15 protein-coding genes and 1 tRNA gene are annotated in these 15,201 nt (G+C 51.8%); 6 read left to right on the top strand and 10 right to left on the bottom strand.

The genetic code is table 11. The features are described 5' to 3' along the window. Nucleotides 1-420 precede the first annotated feature (420 nt). The gene (locus VFT64_01210) at nucleotides 421-1,467 is read left to right on the top strand and encodes a site-specific integrase (GenBank protein HEU5046441.1); all 1,047 of its coding nucleotides are present in this window, start codon (nucleotides 421-423) and stop codon (nucleotides 1,465-1,467) included. Between the two features lie 6 nt (nucleotides 1,468-1,473). Here VFT64_01210 and VFT64_01205 read toward each other — a convergent pair. After that, nucleotides 1,474-1,549 (bottom strand) — tRNA-Lys (locus tag VFT64_01205). Nucleotides 1,550-1,854: 305 nt separating this feature from the next. Here VFT64_01205 and VFT64_01200 point away from each other — a divergent pair. Continuing rightward, nucleotides 1,855-2,799, top strand: a complete 945-nt coding sequence (locus VFT64_01200; protein HEU5046440.1) for a hypothetical protein — start codon at nucleotides 1,855-1,857, stop codon at nucleotides 2,797-2,799. 71 nt (nucleotides 2,800-2,870) lie between these two features. On the opposite strand, the gene thiC is transcribed toward VFT64_01200, so the two are convergent. From thiC to argH, 4 genes are read right to left on the bottom strand one after another with little or no spacing between them, the layout of a single operon-like run. After that, entirely contained in the window at nucleotides 2,871-4,727 is a 1,857-nt protein-coding gene (gene thiC, locus VFT64_01195) for a phosphomethylpyrimidine synthase ThiC (protein HEU5046439.1), read from the bottom strand. A gap of 22 nt (nucleotides 4,728-4,749) precedes the next feature. After that, nucleotides 4,750-6,009 (bottom strand): diaminopimelate decarboxylase, encoded by a 1,260-nt coding sequence (gene lysA / locus VFT64_01190; GenBank protein HEU5046438.1) that lies wholly within the window; start codon nucleotides 6,007-6,009, stop codon nucleotides 4,750-4,752. Nucleotides 6,010-6,038: 29 nt separating this feature from the next. Next, nucleotides 6,039-6,242 carry a hypothetical protein gene (locus tag VFT64_01185; GenBank protein HEU5046437.1) on the bottom strand — a complete coding sequence of 68 codons (204 nt, stop codon included), beginning with the start codon at nucleotides 6,240-6,242 and terminating at the stop codon, nucleotides 6,039-6,041. Further along, nucleotides 6,239-7,657, bottom strand: a complete 1,419-nt coding sequence (gene argH, locus VFT64_01180) for an argininosuccinate lyase (GenBank protein ID HEU5046436.1) — start codon at nucleotides 7,655-7,657, stop codon at nucleotides 6,239-6,241. The genes VFT64_01185 and argH overlap by 4 nt, the downstream gene beginning before the upstream one ends. Nucleotides 7,658-7,703: 46 nt before the next feature. Between argH and VFT64_01175 the strand changes: the two genes are divergently transcribed. Further along, nucleotides 7,704-8,078, top strand: a complete 375-nt coding sequence (locus tag VFT64_01175; protein HEU5046435.1) for a histidine triad nucleotide-binding protein — start codon at nucleotides 7,704-7,706, stop codon at nucleotides 8,076-8,078. Nucleotides 8,079-8,108: 30 nt separating this feature from the next. On the opposite strand, the gene VFT64_01170 is transcribed toward VFT64_01175, so the two are convergent. Both VFT64_01170 and dnaQ read right to left on the bottom strand, forming a co-directional pair. Next, the gene (locus VFT64_01170) at nucleotides 8,109-8,534 is read right to left on the bottom strand and encodes an organic hydroperoxide resistance protein (GenBank protein ID HEU5046434.1); all 426 of its coding nucleotides are present in this window, start codon (nucleotides 8,532-8,534) and stop codon (nucleotides 8,109-8,111) included. Between the two features lie 87 nt (nucleotides 8,535-8,621). Beyond that, complete coding sequence (gene dnaQ, locus VFT64_01165) at nucleotides 8,622-9,314, bottom strand: DNA polymerase III subunit epsilon (protein HEU5046433.1); 693 nt, start codon at nucleotides 9,312-9,314, stop codon at nucleotides 8,622-8,624. 122 nt (nucleotides 9,315-9,436) lie between these two features. Between dnaQ and VFT64_01160 the strand changes: the two genes are divergently transcribed. The 3 genes from VFT64_01160 (at nucleotide 9,437) to pgsA (ending at nucleotide 12,298) form a co-directional block, all read left to right on the top strand. Continuing rightward, the gene (locus VFT64_01160) at nucleotides 9,437-9,802 is read left to right on the top strand and encodes a DUF5329 family protein (GenBank protein ID HEU5046432.1); all 366 of its coding nucleotides are present in this window, start codon (nucleotides 9,437-9,439) and stop codon (nucleotides 9,800-9,802) included. Between the two features lie 52 nt (nucleotides 9,803-9,854). Beyond that, a complete protein-coding gene (gene uvrC / locus VFT64_01155) occupies nucleotides 9,855-11,666 on the top strand; it encodes an excinuclease ABC subunit UvrC (GenBank protein HEU5046431.1) in 1,812 nt (603 codons plus the stop codon). A gap of 92 nt (nucleotides 11,667-11,758) precedes the next feature. After that, nucleotides 11,759-12,298, top strand: coding sequence for a CDP-diacylglycerol--glycerol-3-phosphate 3-phosphatidyltransferase (gene pgsA, locus VFT64_01150; GenBank protein HEU5046430.1), 540 nt, complete (start codon nucleotides 11,759-11,761; stop codon nucleotides 12,296-12,298). Nucleotides 12,299-12,310: 12 nt separating this feature from the next. On the opposite strand, the gene VFT64_01145 is transcribed toward pgsA, so the two are convergent. The 3 genes from VFT64_01145 to trxB form a co-directional block, all read right to left on the bottom strand. Further along, nucleotides 12,311-12,745 (bottom strand): hypothetical protein, encoded by a 435-nt coding sequence (locus tag VFT64_01145; protein HEU5046429.1) that lies wholly within the window; start codon nucleotides 12,743-12,745, stop codon nucleotides 12,311-12,313. 27 nt (nucleotides 12,746-12,772) lie between these two features. Further along, on the bottom strand, nucleotides 12,773-14,035 hold the full coding sequence (locus tag VFT64_01140) for a hypothetical protein (protein ID HEU5046428.1): 1,263 nt from the start codon (nucleotides 14,033-14,035) through the stop codon (nucleotides 12,773-12,775). A gap of 176 nt (nucleotides 14,036-14,211) precedes the next feature. Beyond that, the gene (gene trxB / locus VFT64_01135) at nucleotides 14,212-15,147 is read right to left on the bottom strand and encodes a thioredoxin-disulfide reductase (protein HEU5046427.1); all 936 of its coding nucleotides are present in this window, start codon (nucleotides 15,145-15,147) and stop codon (nucleotides 14,212-14,214) included. Nucleotides 15,148-15,201: the final 54 nt, after the last annotated feature.

Here is a 15,201-nt window from a genome sequence, read left to right as displayed (position 1 = left end):
TTTATACAACTCCCTCAGGCAAAAAAGTTCTTTGTACCTGCTTTACATGCATGAAGGCTGGTTATGCGACCGATTATAAAACACTGTTTCAAATTCATTTTATAAATGCTGGCACGCAAGCCTTATATCCATGCCATAAGTTTGAGCCTTGTATAGCACATGATACGACTCAAGATGAATGTCGTTGCAGGCAATGCAATCCGGAGCATCACTAATGATAACGCTTAACCTCAAAGAAGCTGCAACCTTCCTCAAGATGCACCCGGAAGAAGTGCGGCGCAAAGCTAAGTTAGGCGTTATTCCCGGTGCGAAGGCTGGCAAATGCTGGGTCTTCATTGATGACGACCTTGCGGAATACTTGCGTTCCCGGTATAACCCTTCTTGGCAAGCGTTGCGAGTGCAGTATAAGGAGACCCCTGAATGTCACTCACTAAACGCGGAAACACGTGGTGGATTAGTTTCACCACACCAAGCGGCCAGCGCATTAGATGCTCTGCTCGCACAGAAGACAAGAAAGCCGCTCAGGAATACCACGACAAGCTAAAAGCCGAATCGTGGCGGACTGAGCAGTTAGGAGAGAAGCCAAAACGCAGTTGGGACGAAGCTGCCCTGAAATGGTTGCAGGAAACCTCGCATAAGAAAACACATCAGATGGATGTGGACACTATACGGTGGTTACAACAATTCTTTAGGGGCAAGCTTTTAACAGACCTAACGCGTGACGTGATTGCAGAGGTTGGAGCTAAGAAGAAAGAGAACAACAGTGCTGCTACAGCAAACCGTGTTCTTGCTCTGATTCGTTCTATCCTTCGCCGGGCTGCCTTTGAATGGGAATGGATTGATAAAGCTCCGCGTATCCGGCTTTATCCTGAACCTAAAAGGCGTGTCCGTTGGCTAACGCCGGAACAAGTGCTGACACTACTTACTAAACTACCAGAACATCTGGTCGATATAGTAAGGTTTTCACTTGCTACCGGACTACGCCAGTCAAACGTGCTTGAATTGGAATGGTCACAGATAGACATACCGCGTAAAGTGGCGTGGATATATGCAGACCAAGCCAAGGGCGGAAGGGATATTCACGTTTCGCTTAATGCTACGGCGATTGATGTATTGCTGAACCAGTTGGGTAAACATCCAAAGCGGGTTTTTACCTACAAGGGAAATCCTATTGGTCAGGTAACAACAAAAGCTTGGTATAATGCATTAAAAGAAGCTGGAATTGAAGACTTCCGTTGGCATGATCTACGGCATACTTGGGCAAGTTGGTTAGCTCAAGGTGGTGTGTCTCTGAACGTGATTCAGGAAATGGGGGCATGGGAGTCTGTCGAGATGGTCAGACGCTATGCACATCTGGCTCCTGAGAAGTTCGGGAAACATGCAATGATCGTAGACAACATGCTTCAAGACACGATTCCGGCACAATCAGCTAACCAGCTTTGCCATTTGATTGAGGTAAATCCTTGAGGAAAATGGTGATCTGGGCGGGAATCGAACCCGCGACAACCTGATTAAAAGTCAGGTGCTCTACCGACTGAGCTACCAGATCATTCTATTACCGCTATGCGTATCTGCTGCAGGGCAACAATGCGCCTTTGATAAGGCATTTTACGCACGCTTTCGTAACGAAAAGACGTGTAGGAAAAATATGGAGAAAGCGAAAATTGTCAATCATTAATGTGCCTGATAACCGGAAAATTTTCTATTTTCCCAAAGCGGTTGCATAATTTGGCGCATTGGGCTACACAAGTCTTGGACCTATTGAAAAGGCACGCGCTGCCCCCGGCTTTCAGCTGGCATATATTTCAGTAGGTTAGACTATGCGCCATCCCTCCAACGTACCCGGGCTTGCATATGATACAGGATCTGCTTTCCTCCACGCTGATGTTCTCGCTGCTGAAATGGGCGATTCTGCTCGTGGTCTGGTTGTGCCTTGCCTACGGCATCTACCGCGACAAGATCAAAGTCCGCAAATTCCATGATTCTTCCATCAGCGCGGCGCTGCTCCGCATCCTGCACCGGCGCAATGTCCATATCTTCTGGCTGACGACGATGCTGCTGGTCGTGCTGGTCGGCAATGAGGTGCGCGACCTGAAAACGCAGCAACAGGCCGACTCCGCCGCAGTTGCCGCCGAGCCCCCTGCCATTGCCGCGCAGCACCCCACGCCGCAGAAGCCTGTGGATACGGGCAAATATTCCATCCCCGCCAATAACACCGACATCCCCTATTCCGATATTACGGAATTCAAGGAGGTGAACGGGAAGCAGCAGGCTTATATCGATTTCCTTAAAGAACGTTATGAGACCTGGCTGATCACGTATTATTACCTGCATAAATGCGCTGCCGTGGAGGAAAGCGACCTGGATCTTATCATGGGTTCGCTGCGCAAGAGCCTAAGCGTCGCCCATGCGGACCCGGCGGTGGAGAAGAACATCCTGCTGGCAGCCAATGGCTCCTATAAGGAGCTTTACAGCGAAATCCCATGCGACGAGGCGCATATCACCAGCACCAAGGCCGGGTATGACAGCAGCATGCTGAAAATCCGCTCTAACGTAGCCCCGGCTGCGCCTGCCCCTGCGGCCGCTCCGCAGCCTGCTCCGGCTGGCAAACCTGTGGAAACAGCGGTAACGCCCGTGCAGGAAGCTCCGTTGCCCCCGGCAACGGCGACACCAGCCCCCGCTGCAACGCCTGCGCCCGCACCTGCTGCTTCTGCCGCTCCGGCGACGGCGGCCCCTGCCCCGGCTCCCGCAGCAGCACCAGCCAAGCCGCAGCTCGCGCCTCAGCCCGCGAAGCAGTAATTGAGAATTTGCTGGAAAAGAAAAAGGCAGGCGTGAATCTCACGCCTGCCTTTTATGTTTGGCTAGTTTGATTAGCCCACTTTGCGGTAAAGCTCACTGCCGCCTTCGCGGAATTTCTGCGCCATTTCTTCCATGCCTTGTTCGACCTCGGTCTGCGTAGCATTTTTGCTGGCTTCTTCCTTGGCGAAATCGCGCACTTCCTGCGAGATTTTCATCGAGCAGAATTTCGGGCCGCACATGGAGCAGAAATGCGCCACTTTTGCACCTTCGGCAGGCAAGGTTTCGTCATGGAAATCCTTGGCCGTTTCCGGATCAAGCGCGAGGTTGAACTGATCCTGCCAGCGGAACTCGAAGCGGGCTTTGGACAGCGCATCGTCACGCTGGTAGGCGGACGGGTGGCCTTTCGCAAGGTCTGCGGCGTGCGCCGCGATCTTATAGGTCACTACGCCGGTTTTCACGTCATCACGGTCCGGCAGGCCCAGATGTTCCTTCGGCGTGACGTAGCACAGCATCGCCGTGCCGTACCAGCCGATCATGGCCGCACCGATGCCGGAAGTGATATGGTCGTAACCCGGCGCGATATCGGTCGTGAGCGGCCCAAGCGTATAGAACGGCGCTTCGTGGCAATATTCGAGCTGCTTGTCCATGTTTTCCTTGATCAGGTGCATCGGCACATGGCCCGGCCCTTCGATCATCACCTGACAGTCATACTTCCAGGCCACCTTGGTCAGTTCACCCAGCGTCTTGAGTTCGGCGAACTGCGCTTCGTCATTCGCATCGTGGATGGAACCCGGGCGCAGACCGTCACCCAGCGAGAAGCTGACGTCATAAGCGCGCATGATTTCGCAGATATCCTCAAAATGCGTGTAGAGGAAGTTTTCCTTGTGATGCGCCATGCACCATTTGGCGAGAATGGAGCCGCCGCGCGAGACGATGCCCGTCATGCGGTTCTGCGTCATCGGGATGAACGGCAGGCGCACGCCGGAATGGATCGTGAAGTAATCCACGCCCTGTTCGCACTGCTCGATCAGCGTGTCGCGGTAGACATCCCAGGTCAGTTCTTCGGCAATGCCGCCGACTTTTTCCAGTGCCTGGTAGATCGGCACGGTGCCGATCGGCACGGGTGAATTGCGGATAATCCATTCGCGGATATTATGGATGTTCTTACCGGTGGAGAGATCCATCACAGTGTCGCTGCCCCAGCGGATCGCCCATACCATTTTTTCGACTTCTTCCGCGATGCTTGAAGTTACTGCGGAATTGCCGATATTAGCGTTGATCTTGACCTTGAAATTACGGCCGATGATCATCGGCTCGCTTTCCGGGTGGTTGATATTGGCCGGGATGATCGCCCTGCCCGCTGCGATTTCGTCACGTACGAACTCCGGCGTAATCACCTCCGGGATATTCGCGCCGAAAGGATTGCCTGCGCGGTATGCAGGTTTTTTGGCGGCCTGTTCCAGCTTCCTGCCTTCGTTTTCGCGGATGGCGATATATTCCATTTCCGCCGTGACGAGGCCTGCGCGCGCATAAGCCAGCTGGGAAACGGCTTTGCCGTCCTTTGCCCTCAGAACTTTCTTTTTCACGTTCGGGAATTCCAGCGTTTCCCGCGCATTGCCGTTATCTTCCGGCTTCACAGTGCGTGCGATTACTTCTTCCACATCACCGCGTGCGCGAATCCAGCTGCTGCGCAGTTCTGCCAGGCCTTTCTGGATGTCGATCTGTGCGGATTCGTCTGTGAACGGGCCGGACGTATCGTATACATTCACGTCCTGCAGGTTTTTATCCGACAATTTAATGGCACGCATGGCAACGCGTATATCCTTGTGCTGTTCGCCCGCTACATAGATTTTCTGCGATGACGGCAATGCGCCGCGCGTTACGTCAAAAGCGGCGTTATCCTGTTTCTTTTCTGTGTTCTTCTGCATATCCATCCTCGTCTCCAATCAGTTACAACCAATCCGGTATTCTGTCGCGTTTCAGCAGTTCTTCGTAGGTCTGGCGGAGGCGGACAACCGCATATTGTTCACCGTTTACCATGACTTCCGCCAGCAACGGACGGGAATTATAGGTTGACGCCATCGACGCACCATACGCGCCTGCAGAGCGGAAAGCAAGTAAATCCCCGGATTCCGGCACCCTGAGCAGTCTAGCGCTTGCAAAGATATCGCCCGTTTCACATACCGGACCGACCACGTCCACCGTCTCGGTTTCCCCGGAATCGCTGGCTTTCACAGGCACTATGTCATGATATGCGCTATATAATGTCGGGCGCATAAGATCGTTCATGCCAGCATCCACAATCACAAACACACGGGATTCGCTGTGCTTCACGTAAATCACGCGGCTGACAAGTATGCCAGCATTACCCGCAATCAGGCGTCCCGGCTCGAATATGAGCTTGCACTGCAGGCCTTTGGTCGCTTCTTTCACGATATCCGCATAGGCCGCGGGCAATGGCGGCTCCGCCTGATTGCCGTAAGGAATGCCAAGTCCCCCGCCCAGATCGAGCGTGGTGATCTGGTGCCCGGCGGCACGCAGTTCCCGCACAAGCTCAACTACGCGCGCAAACGCGCTTGCAAACGGGGCAAGATTGGTCAGCTGCGAGCCGATATGCACGGACACGCCCTGCACGCCGATGCCCGGAAGCTTGGCCGCTTTCGCATATAACGCCGTGGCTTCGATAAACGGAACGCCGAACTTGCTTTCCTTCTGACCAGTGGAAATCTTGGCATGCGTATCCGGTATGACATCAGGATTCACACGCAAAGCAATATTCGCGGTTTTGCCCATATGGTGCGCGACCTGGCTCAGCACATACAGTTCCGGCTCCGATTCCACATTGAACTGGAATATGCCCTGAGAAAGCGCATAAGCCATTTCGTCATGCGTTTTGCCGACACCTGAGAAAACGATTTTTTCGCGCGGAATGCCTGCGGCGAGCGCAGCTTTTATTTCGCCTTCGGAAACCACATCCGCGCCGCTGCCTTCCTGAGCGAGCGTCTTGAGCACGGCCATGGTGGTATTGGCCTTGACCGCGTAACAAATAAGGGGGTCAAGCTCTGCCAATGCATCCTTGAAGATGCGATAGTGGCGCTGCAGAGTCGCCGTGGAATAGCAGTAAAACGGCGTGCCAACAGCAGCAGCGATTTCGCTCAACGCCACGTCTTCAGCGTGAAGTACGGAATTTTTATAGGTAAAGTGATCCATCGTTCAGTATTCAATAAATAAGGTTATCTCTAATTCTGCGGGACATTCTGGCTTGGCAGTATATCCGGATTGCTGTTATCCGGCTGCGGCGCTATAGGCTGCGCGTCAGGCGTTGTAGATTTCTTCTGCTGCGTTGCGTTTCCCTTTTCCTGTCCCGGCTGTACCAGCGGCTTTTTGATACCGCAGCCGCTTACCAAAACGCACAATGCCATTATCCATGCAAGTTTTTTCATAGGTATTTCTTCTTTGCAGCTTTAATCGCTTCCTTTACCCTTACCGGCGATGTACCGCCGAAACTTGTGCGGCTCGCCACGGATTTCTCTACTGTTAGGTAATTGTAAATATCCTTCGTGATGGCCGGTTCAATAGACTTCATATCTTCCAGCGCCAGTTCCGAAAGCTGGCATTTCTTCATGGCAGCAATTTTCACAATACGCGCCGTGGCATGATGTGCCTGACGGAATGGCATTTTTTGTGTGCGCACGAGCCAGTCGGCAAGATCGGTCGCGGTGGAATAGCCATCTCCCGCCAGCGCGTGCATGCGCTGTTTATCAGCTTTGAAATCTTCTACCATTCCGGCCGTGGCACTCAACACCATCTGCCATTGCAAAGAAGCATCGAACACGGGTTCCTTGTCCTCCTGCATGTCCTTGTTATATGCAAGCGGCAGTCCCTTAAGCGTAGTCAGCAATGACATAAGCGAACCAACAATGCGGCCCGTTTTACCACGCACAAGTTCGGCAGCATCCGGATTGCGCTTCTGCGGCATGATTGAGCTTCCGGTCGTGAACAAATCAGAAAAGCGGATAAATGCGAACGGTGCGCTCGACCAGATGACAAATTCTTCCGCCAGACGTGAAAGATGCACGGCGGAAATAGAGGCTGCGCTTAAGAATTCCAAGGCGAAGTCGCGATCTGAAACTGAATCCAGTGAGTTAGCAGTCGGACGGGCAAAGCCGAGCAGTTTTGCCGTCATGTGACGATCTGTCTGGAACGAAGTCCCGGCGAGCGCCGCTGCACCGAGAGGGCATTCGTCCAGGCGCGCCAGCAAATCGTTGACACGGCCGCGATCGCGCCCAAACATCTCGACATACGCCATCATATGGTGGCCAAGCGTTACAGGCTGAGCGCTCTGCAGATGCGTGAAGCCCGGCATGATCGTGTCGCAATATTCTTCTGCACGGGCAATCAAGGCCGCCTGAAGTCCTTTAAGCAGTTCCTCTATCGCCTGCGCGGCATCCCTCACGAACATGCGGAAATCCAGCACGGCCTGGTCGTTGCGTGATCGCGCCGTGTGGAGCTTTCCGGCAACGTCCCCTATCAATTCGGCCAGACGGGCTTCGATATTCATGTGTATATCTTCCAGCTCCTGCTTGAAGATAAATTTACCGGACTCGATTTCCACTTTGATGGATTCCAGCCCTTTGATGATTGCAGAGGCTTCTTTCTTTGTGATAATCCCTGTTTCGGCCAGCATCGTACAATGTGCGATCGACCCCTTGATATCCTGCGAATAAAGCTTACTGTCGAAATCAATGGAAGCGTTGATGCGCGCCATGATTTCCGCCGGACCGCTGGCAAACTGCCCGCCCCACATGGGATTCGCCTGCGCTTCTTTTTTGGTATTTTTCGATTTACTGGTCGCCATAGGGTTTTTATATTTGCCGTAAGTTTGGAATATTTTAGAGGAACCTATGAAATACGATAAAAACAATATATTTGCCAGAATAATCCGCGGCGAAATACCCTGCAAAAAAATCTATGAAGATGAGTCGGTTCTGGCCATTGAGGATATCGCGCCTGCTGCCCCGGCTCATGCGCTTATCCTGCCTAAGGGCGAATATATTTCCTTTGACGATTTCACCCGCAATACCACACCGGAGGCTATTGCTTATTTTTTCAATACTATCACAAAGATAGCAAGACAGCTGAAGCTGGAGGAAAGCGGGTACCGCCTGATCACCAATCACGGGAAGAACGCTTCACAAAGCGTGCCGCACTTCCATGTGCATCTGCTAGGTGGCAGGGCGCTGGGGGCGTTACTGCCGGGGGATGGACACGAAAGATAAAGGAGCCCCGTCTGGGGCTCCTCTTTAACGTTATGCCGCTTTTTCAAGTTGCTGGCCGTTAGCTTTCAGCTTGACCTCAATATTTCCACGTGTCGCTTTAGAATACGGGCAAACCTGGTGGGCGTCGTTTACCAGCTTTTCTGCCGTTTTGGCATCAACTTTCGCGAGCGTTACATTGAGTTCGACGGCGATGGAAAAGCCCTGATCATCCTGATTCAGCTTTACATCCGCCTGTACATCGATATCACCTGCGTCGATCTTCTGCTGGCGTGCCACGTGTTGAACAGCACTGCCAAAGCAAGCTGCGTAACCGCAGGCAAATAACTGTTCCGGGTTCGTTCCCTGCTTGCCGCTACCGGGCGCCGCCAGATTAACGGAAATCTGCTTATCGTCTGTTTCGGCATGTCCTTCGCGACCGCCTCTGACATTGGCACGTGCTGTGTATAGCGTCTTCATATAAGCCTCCTTGGATTGACGAATTATAAAGCGGATTCCTCCATTGAAAGTTGGAGGAAGCGTTTACTTTACAATCAAGGAGTGAAATCAGGCAACCACTTTCCAGAGCGGATTCTTAATCTTTTTCAGGAACTCTTCATGCGCGGCCAGTTCATCTTCCGAAGGCGGGAATTCACGTTTTACTATTGTGATTATCTCTGTCACCGTTTCCACCAGGACAGATGAGAGCGAGGCATTTGCCGGCTCGGCCTGCAGCAGCATGGCTTCCTGCCTTCCGCCCATCAACTCCAGATAGACATCAGCGAGCAGTTCCGCATCTAATAACGCGCCATGTTTCGTACGCGCGGAAAGATCGATATTGAAACGTTTACAAAGCGCGTCAAGTTTGGCTGGTGCGCCCGGAAACTTGCGCCTTGCGATATTGATGGTGTCTGTCGCCCGATCCATTGAAATGGAAGGTAATTTCAATAATCCCAATTCGTAATTAAGGAATTTCAGATCGAACTGGGCATTATGAATGACCAGCCTGCTATCGCCGATGAAATCCAGCCATTCCTGCGCAACTTTAGCAAAAACAGGCTTATCCTTCAGGAATTCCAAAGAAATACCGTGAACGCGGAAGGCTTCTTCCGGCATATCGCGTTCAGGATTGATATATGCCTGGAAAGTCTTGCCGGTGCGGATACGGTCGAACATCTCCACGCAACCGATTTCAATTACCCGATGTCCCGTTAAGGGATCAAGACCTGTCGTTTCTGTATCTAGCGCAATTTCTCTCATATGTTTTTTGTACCGCAGTTGCCGGTTTTAGGCAAGGCTTGCACTCAAGACAATTTAAGTATTGATTTTCATCTCATTCATGTATTTCATACAATGAAGGTAACGCCATATGTGGAATATTTATGCGCAAAATAGCCAGTTTCCTGATTATCATATGCTTCGCATTTCCTGCATTCGCTGAGAAACTCAGCGACCAGCAAAGAATTGATGCGCTGCTTGAAACCTTAAGCACTTCGGACATCGTATTCGTGCGCAATGGCGTTGACATGGACGCTGCTTCCGCACGCCTGCACCTGGAAGAGAAACTCAAAAAGACCAAGGGCGTTACTACGGTCGAGGATTTTATTAATAAAGTGGGCTCCACCTGTGAGCGTACCGGCAAGCCTTACCTGATTCGCCAGCCGGACGGCAAAACGATGGAGGCCGGTCAATGGTTCCGTGACCAGCTTAAAGAAATCCCTGTGGATGATTCCGAAATAATAGATTAGCGCAGGCAACGCCGGAATTTTGCATCCGGCTCGAACATGATTGCCGGAGAAGATGAACGGTTCCGACGTTATACGCGAATATCTGAAAGACATGCCTGTCAGTCCCGGCGTTTACCGCATGCTGGACGAAGAAGGCAATGTGCTTTACGTGGGCAAGGCCAAGAACCTTAAGAACCGCGTCAGCAACTATGTAAGCGCCTCAGGCCTTTCCACGCGCATCATGAAAATGGTTTCGCTGACCACCAGTATGGAAATCGTCACGACATCCAGCGAGACCGAAGCGCTGTTGCTGGAATCTAATCTTATTAAGAAACTCAAGCCGCGTTACAATATTCTGCTGCGTGACGACAAAAGCTTTCCGTTCATCCTGATGACGAAGGACCATGACTATCCGCAGATCACCAAACACCGCGGCGCACGTGACCGTAAAGGGGAATATTTCGGCCCGTTTGCTTCCGCCGGGGCAGTCAATGAAACGCTCACGATTCTTCAGAAAGTTTTCTTGCTGCGTCCCTGCACGGATAGCTTCTTCAAGGCACGCCAGCGCCCGTGCCTGCAATACCAGATCAAGCGCTGCTCTGCGCCTTGCGTCGGGTATATCAGTAAAGAAGAATATGCCAAGCTCATCCGCCAGGCGCAGCAGTTTTTGAAAGGCAAAAGCCACGACATCAAAGCAGAAATAGCCGCGCAGATGCAGGAGGCCAGTGAAAACCACCGCTATGAGGAAGCTGCCGTACTGCGTGATCGCATCAAGGCGCTTTCCCGGGTGCAACATGAACAGGGTATTATCGCGGCAAGTCTGCCGGAAGCGGATGTTATTGCGCTTTACCGTACGGGCGATATTTCCTGCATCCAGGTTTTCTTCTTCCGAGGCGGGCAGAATTTCGGCAACAAGTCCTACTTCCCGGCACACAGTACTGATGCGCCGGACGCCGAGATACTGAGCGCCTTTATCAGCCAGTTTTACCTTGAGCAGCTGGCGCCGGAAACCGTGCTGGTCAATTATGAGCTGCCTGACGCTACACTGCTCGAAGAAGCATTCCATACCACCATTCAGCAGGCAACACGCGGCGAGAAGAAAAGCGTGATGGACCGTGCCGTTATCAATGCGCGGGAAGCGCTTGCACGCCATGTTTCCGAGCATGCCACCAATCTCGCCATGCTGCAAAAACTGGCCGATCGCTTTGGGCTGGATGCTCCACCACAGCGCATTGAGGTTTACGATAACAGCCATATCGCCGGTACACATATGGTTGGTGCAATGATCTGCGCGAGCCCGCACGGCTTTGAGAAAAAACACTACCGCCGTTTCAACATCCGCAGAACCGACCTTACTCCGGGCGACGATTATGCCATGATGCGCGAAGTGCTGACGCGTCGCTTTACGCGTCTGCAGAAAGAAGATGAAACACGCGAATCATGGCCCGATCTCGTACTGATTGACGGCGGCGAAGGGCAGCTCAGCGTTGCTACGCAAGTTCTGTTCGAGCTGGGAATCACCGGACTGAATTATGCAGCGATCGCCAAAGGAGTAGATCGCAATGCAGGGCGGGAATGGATTCATATACCGGGCCAGCTACCTTTCCAGCTCCCACAGGACGATCCACTGCTGCATTATCTTCAGCGGCTGCGGGACGAAGCACATCGCTTTGCCATCGGCTCGCATCGTATCAAGCGCAGCAATGCAATACGGGAATCCGCACTCGACCAAATTCCTGCCATAGGTGCCGCACGCAAACGTGCATTGCTGCAGCATTTCGGCTCAAGCAAAGGTGTGGAGATGGCAACGATCGCCGAGCTGGAAAAGGTTGAGGGCATCAGCAAGAAGATCGCGGAAAAGATTTATCACTTTTTCAGACGCTAAGCAGGTTGTGTACGCAGAGTAATGATATTTCTGGTAAAATGCTTGCAAATATCCTATCACTAGCACTTAAGAATCCAGTCCTTCTTGCCGGTATGAAAAAACAACTTCCGAATTTTCTGACATATACGCGTATCCTGATTATCCCGCTTCTGGTGCTGGTGTTCCTGTATGTTCACGGTAGTATCTCCAACTGGATATGCGCGCTCTTATTCCTGTACGCCAGCATTACCGATTTCTTTGACGGTTATCTTGCCCGCGCCTGGCATGCCCATTCCAAGCTTGGGCGCTTCCTTGACCCGATTGCGGATAAATTGCTGATCGCAAGCTGCCTGATGCTGCTGGTGGGGTCAGGCCGTGCCGATATTCTGCCTGCGCTGGCCATACTTTGCCGCGAAATACTGGTGTCAGGCTTGCGCGAATTCCTGGCGGATCTGCGTATCAGCGTACCTGTTTCCACTTTAGCAAAATATAAAACCGCCGCGCAGATGGTTGCAATCTTCCTGCTGCTGCTCGGTCCCGGCTTTCCATGGCTGGAACAGCTGGGCGAACTGCTGCTGTGGGCAGCAGCGCTCCTCACCCTCGTGACAGGTTACGCCTACCTGAAGACAGGGCTTAAGCACCTGGATACATAATAAGTGAAATAGTTAGGCTGCTTTTTCGTAAAAAGACGGGAAGTATTCACGGGCCAGAGCGAATGTTTTTGCCTTGCAAGTGATATCGTCGCATTTATATGCAGGGTCCGCCGGACGCGCTAAATCAAAATACAGCGTATTATCCTTAATGACGGCATCCGATACTGTCGTATACAATGTTTTATTAAAGCCCGTTCTCTGCTGAGAACCAGATAGCTCATCGGGTCCTGCAGTGTCCAGCACCTCCTGATTCTGCTCCTCCAATGAAGCTCGCATCTTGCGCACTGCTTCCAGCATGATAAGGCCTTTTTCGGAATCACCATTGCGAATCATGTTGCAACCTTCATGCTGCAGCATCATGCAGGTAATCTGCAATTGCACTGTACTGGTAACAATACTGTCCAGTTCCTGTTGAAAGGTCGAAGTGCCGTTTGTAGAAATATTCATAAAGTATCCTTTTAATGATTCCGTCTGTTATTTTCCTCTGCCTGCGGTCGGTGCCGACTTAGCAGACGCAACGTTCTGCTGAACGACTTTCTCTACATCAGTATAGCGCATATCTACACCGCTGGCTTTCATAATTTCCTGAACATTTTTAATCAACTCAGACTGCTTTCCGTCAAGATTGAGCTTTACCTCTTTTGTTCTCCCGTTTTTATCTGCTACTGTAACGGCGTTGCCCTCAAGTGCTTCTTTCAGGTTATTCATCCCTTTATTAAGCTTTTCTTCTTGCACTTCAAGCTTTGTCTGTCGCTCTTCAGCCTTAGCATCTACATTGTCTTTGTGCTTTTCGTAACGATCTCCAAGTCGTTCTGCCAGTTTGTCATCAGCTTTTTTAGCCCTTTCAAACTGTCTTTCTGCCTGATTCAGCTTGTGATTCATCCACACCTGGCCGCCAAGCTTCTGTATGACAGGATTTTTCTGCCTGTAATTATCTACAGCACTGTTGACTGCCCTTTTGTAATTCTTCTCAGCTTTTTCATGCGTATGGAGCTTTTCAATCTGCTCACTGTAGGATTCTTCACGAGCCCTTAACCCATCTATTGTGCCCTGGGTTGGCTGAAGATCTTTATTAAAGCGATCCAGCGCAGCTTTCTCGATTCCCTGAGCCACACTTTCTTTCTGATTTGTCTCTTTGATCTTCTGCTCGATCTCCGGCTTCTTTTCCCTAATCTTCTGCTGACCTTCGGGGGAATTGACGAATTCACTGGCCGCTTTGGCATCCTGTATTCCAGTCACACCGAATACCGTCATCGGTTTTCCGTCAGGTCCCGGGACTTCCGCCTGAATGACTTTAATATCTTTATCCGGCCACTTCTCTTTCATGGCTTCCGCTTCGGCTCTTATTGATGCCTCATCGGTACCTTTACGCATATTGATGATGAAATCCTGTCCACCTGCCTGCGCTCTTAACGCATCAGCGGCCTGATTTCGCTGGGTATCATCTAACATTTCCTGAGAATTGGATACTTGAGCCGGAAGAGGCTTACCGTCTGAGCCAACTGCAGTATACCGGCCCGGATTGTTCCGCGCAGTTGCTTCTTGTTCAATCAACTCGTTCCATAGTCTGGCCCGGTCTCTTTCCTGCTCTGTTGCCATACCAGCAATGACCTGATCACGCTCAGCAGTATTGCGTATCTCTGCAAGTTTTTCCTGGTATGCAGTTTCACTAAGTTTTGCAATCTCTTCCTGCATCTGCTTAGTAGCTAGCGCTTTTTCCTGATCGTCCATTGCCATAAACATTCTCCAAACAAACGTATTTCTACCTAACCTAAAGTATATAGAAGATTCATTAACATAGTGTTAAATTTATGTGACAATCGCGTTGCGGTTTTATGACGGGCGAATAGGCGCGTGCTGCACGTCGCAATCACAGATTATTTATTTATAATATAAATAGTTAAGAGAATGACTTAATGTGCGAGGAACCGTTCGGCTTCCAGCGCGGCCATGCATCCCGTGCCGGCGGCCGTGACAGCCTGGCGGAATATTTTATCCTGAACGTCCCCGGCGGCAAATACGCCCGGAATATTCGTCGTTGTGGAACCGGGCTTGGTCACGATGTATTTTTCGCTGTCCAGCGTCACCTGTCCTTCAAACAAGGCCGTATTCGGGTTATGGCCGATGGCAACGAATGCGCCGTCCGTCTTAAAGAGACTGGTTTCACCTGTTTTCAGGTTCTTCAACCGGACTCCCGTCAGGCTGGCCGGGTCGCCCTCGCCTACGAATTCTTCCACTACCGTATCCCAGATAACGGCGATCTTCGGATTCTTGAACAGACGCTCCTGCCCTATTTTTTCTGCGCGTAAGCTGTCACGGCGATGAATGAGCGTCACCTTCGTTGCATGATTCGTAAGGTATAATGCTTCTTCCACGGCGCTGTTGCCGCCACCGATGACGACCACTTCCTTGCCACGGAAGAAAAATCCGTCACAGGTGGCGCAGGCCGAGACACCGAAGCCCTGATATTCCTTTTCCCCCTGTATGCCGAGCCAGCGGGCCGAAGCGCCCGTAGCAATCACCAGCGCGTCACCGGTATAAACATCCCCGCCGTCACCGGTACAGGCAAACGGCCTTTTGGAAAGATCCACCTTCACGATTGTGTCATGAATGATCTTCGTGCCCACATTGGCCGCCTGCTTTTCCATCTGCTCCATCAGCCATCCGCCCTGAACCGCATGCTCGAAGCCCGGAAAGTTCTCCACGTCCGTGGTGATGGTCAGCTGCCCGCCGGGCTGCATGCCGTGCACCATGATGGGGTTGAGGCTCGCACGTGCGCCATAAATAGCCGCTGTGCAACCAGCCGCGCCGGAGCCGAGAATCAGGAGTTTGGTGTGATGAGTTGCCATAGGGTCAGCCTTGAGGTTTCAGGTTCCAGCAATCACGCCGGAACCTGATTGACG

The sequence above is a fragment of the Rickettsiales bacterium genome (genome assembly GCA_035765535.1).
In the GTDB taxonomy this organism is placed as follows: Bacteria; Pseudomonadota; Alphaproteobacteria; order Rickettsiales; family JABCZZ01; genus JABCZZ01.
Note: the sequence above shows the minus strand (reverse complement) of the source record. Positions and strands in the feature narration are given on the sequence as shown.

Coding starts and splice junctions, on each gene's coding strand:
- VFT64_01185 (HEU5046437.1), bottom strand. CDS start 6,242: ATGAAAAAACTTGCATGGATAATGGCATTGTGCGTTTTGGTAAGCGGC.
- VFT64_01160 (HEU5046432.1), top strand. CDS start 9,437: ATGCGCAAAATAGCCAGTTTCCTGATTATCATATGCTTCGCATTTCCT.
- VFT64_01145 (HEU5046429.1), bottom strand. CDS start 12,745: ATGAATATTTCTACAAACGGCACTTCGACCTTTCAACAGGAACTGGAC.
- uvrC (HEU5046431.1), top strand. CDS start 9,855: ATGAACGGTTCCGACGTTATACGCGAATATCTGAAAGACATGCCTGTC.
- pgsA (HEU5046430.1), top strand. CDS start 11,759: ATGAAAAAACAACTTCCGAATTTTCTGACATATACGCGTATCCTGATT.
- dnaQ (HEU5046433.1), bottom strand. CDS start 9,314: ATGAGAGAAATTGCGCTAGATACAGAAACGACAGGTCTTGATCCCTTA.
- VFT64_01170 (HEU5046434.1), bottom strand. CDS start 8,534: ATGAAGACGCTATACACAGCACGTGCCAATGTCAGAGGCGGTCGCGAA.
- VFT64_01200 (HEU5046440.1), top strand. CDS start 1,855: ATGATACAGGATCTGCTTTCCTCCACGCTGATGTTCTCGCTGCTGAAA.
- thiC (HEU5046439.1), bottom strand. CDS start 4,727: ATGCAGAAGAACACAGAAAAGAAACAGGATAACGCCGCTTTTGACGTA.
- VFT64_01210 (HEU5046441.1), top strand. CDS start 421: ATGTCACTCACTAAACGCGGAAACACGTGGTGGATTAGTTTCACCACA.
- lysA (HEU5046438.1), bottom strand. CDS start 6,009: ATGGATCACTTTACCTATAAAAATTCCGTACTTCACGCTGAAGACGTG.
- argH (HEU5046436.1), bottom strand. CDS start 7,657: ATGGCGACCAGTAAATCGAAAAATACCAAAAAAGAAGCGCAGGCGAAT.
- VFT64_01140 (HEU5046428.1), bottom strand. CDS start 14,035: ATGGCAATGGACGATCAGGAAAAAGCGCTAGCTACTAAGCAGATGCAG.
- trxB (HEU5046427.1), bottom strand. CDS start 15,147: ATGGCAACTCATCACACCAAACTCCTGATTCTCGGCTCCGGCGCGGCT.
- VFT64_01175 (HEU5046435.1), top strand. CDS start 7,704: ATGAAATACGATAAAAACAATATATTTGCCAGAATAATCCGCGGCGAA.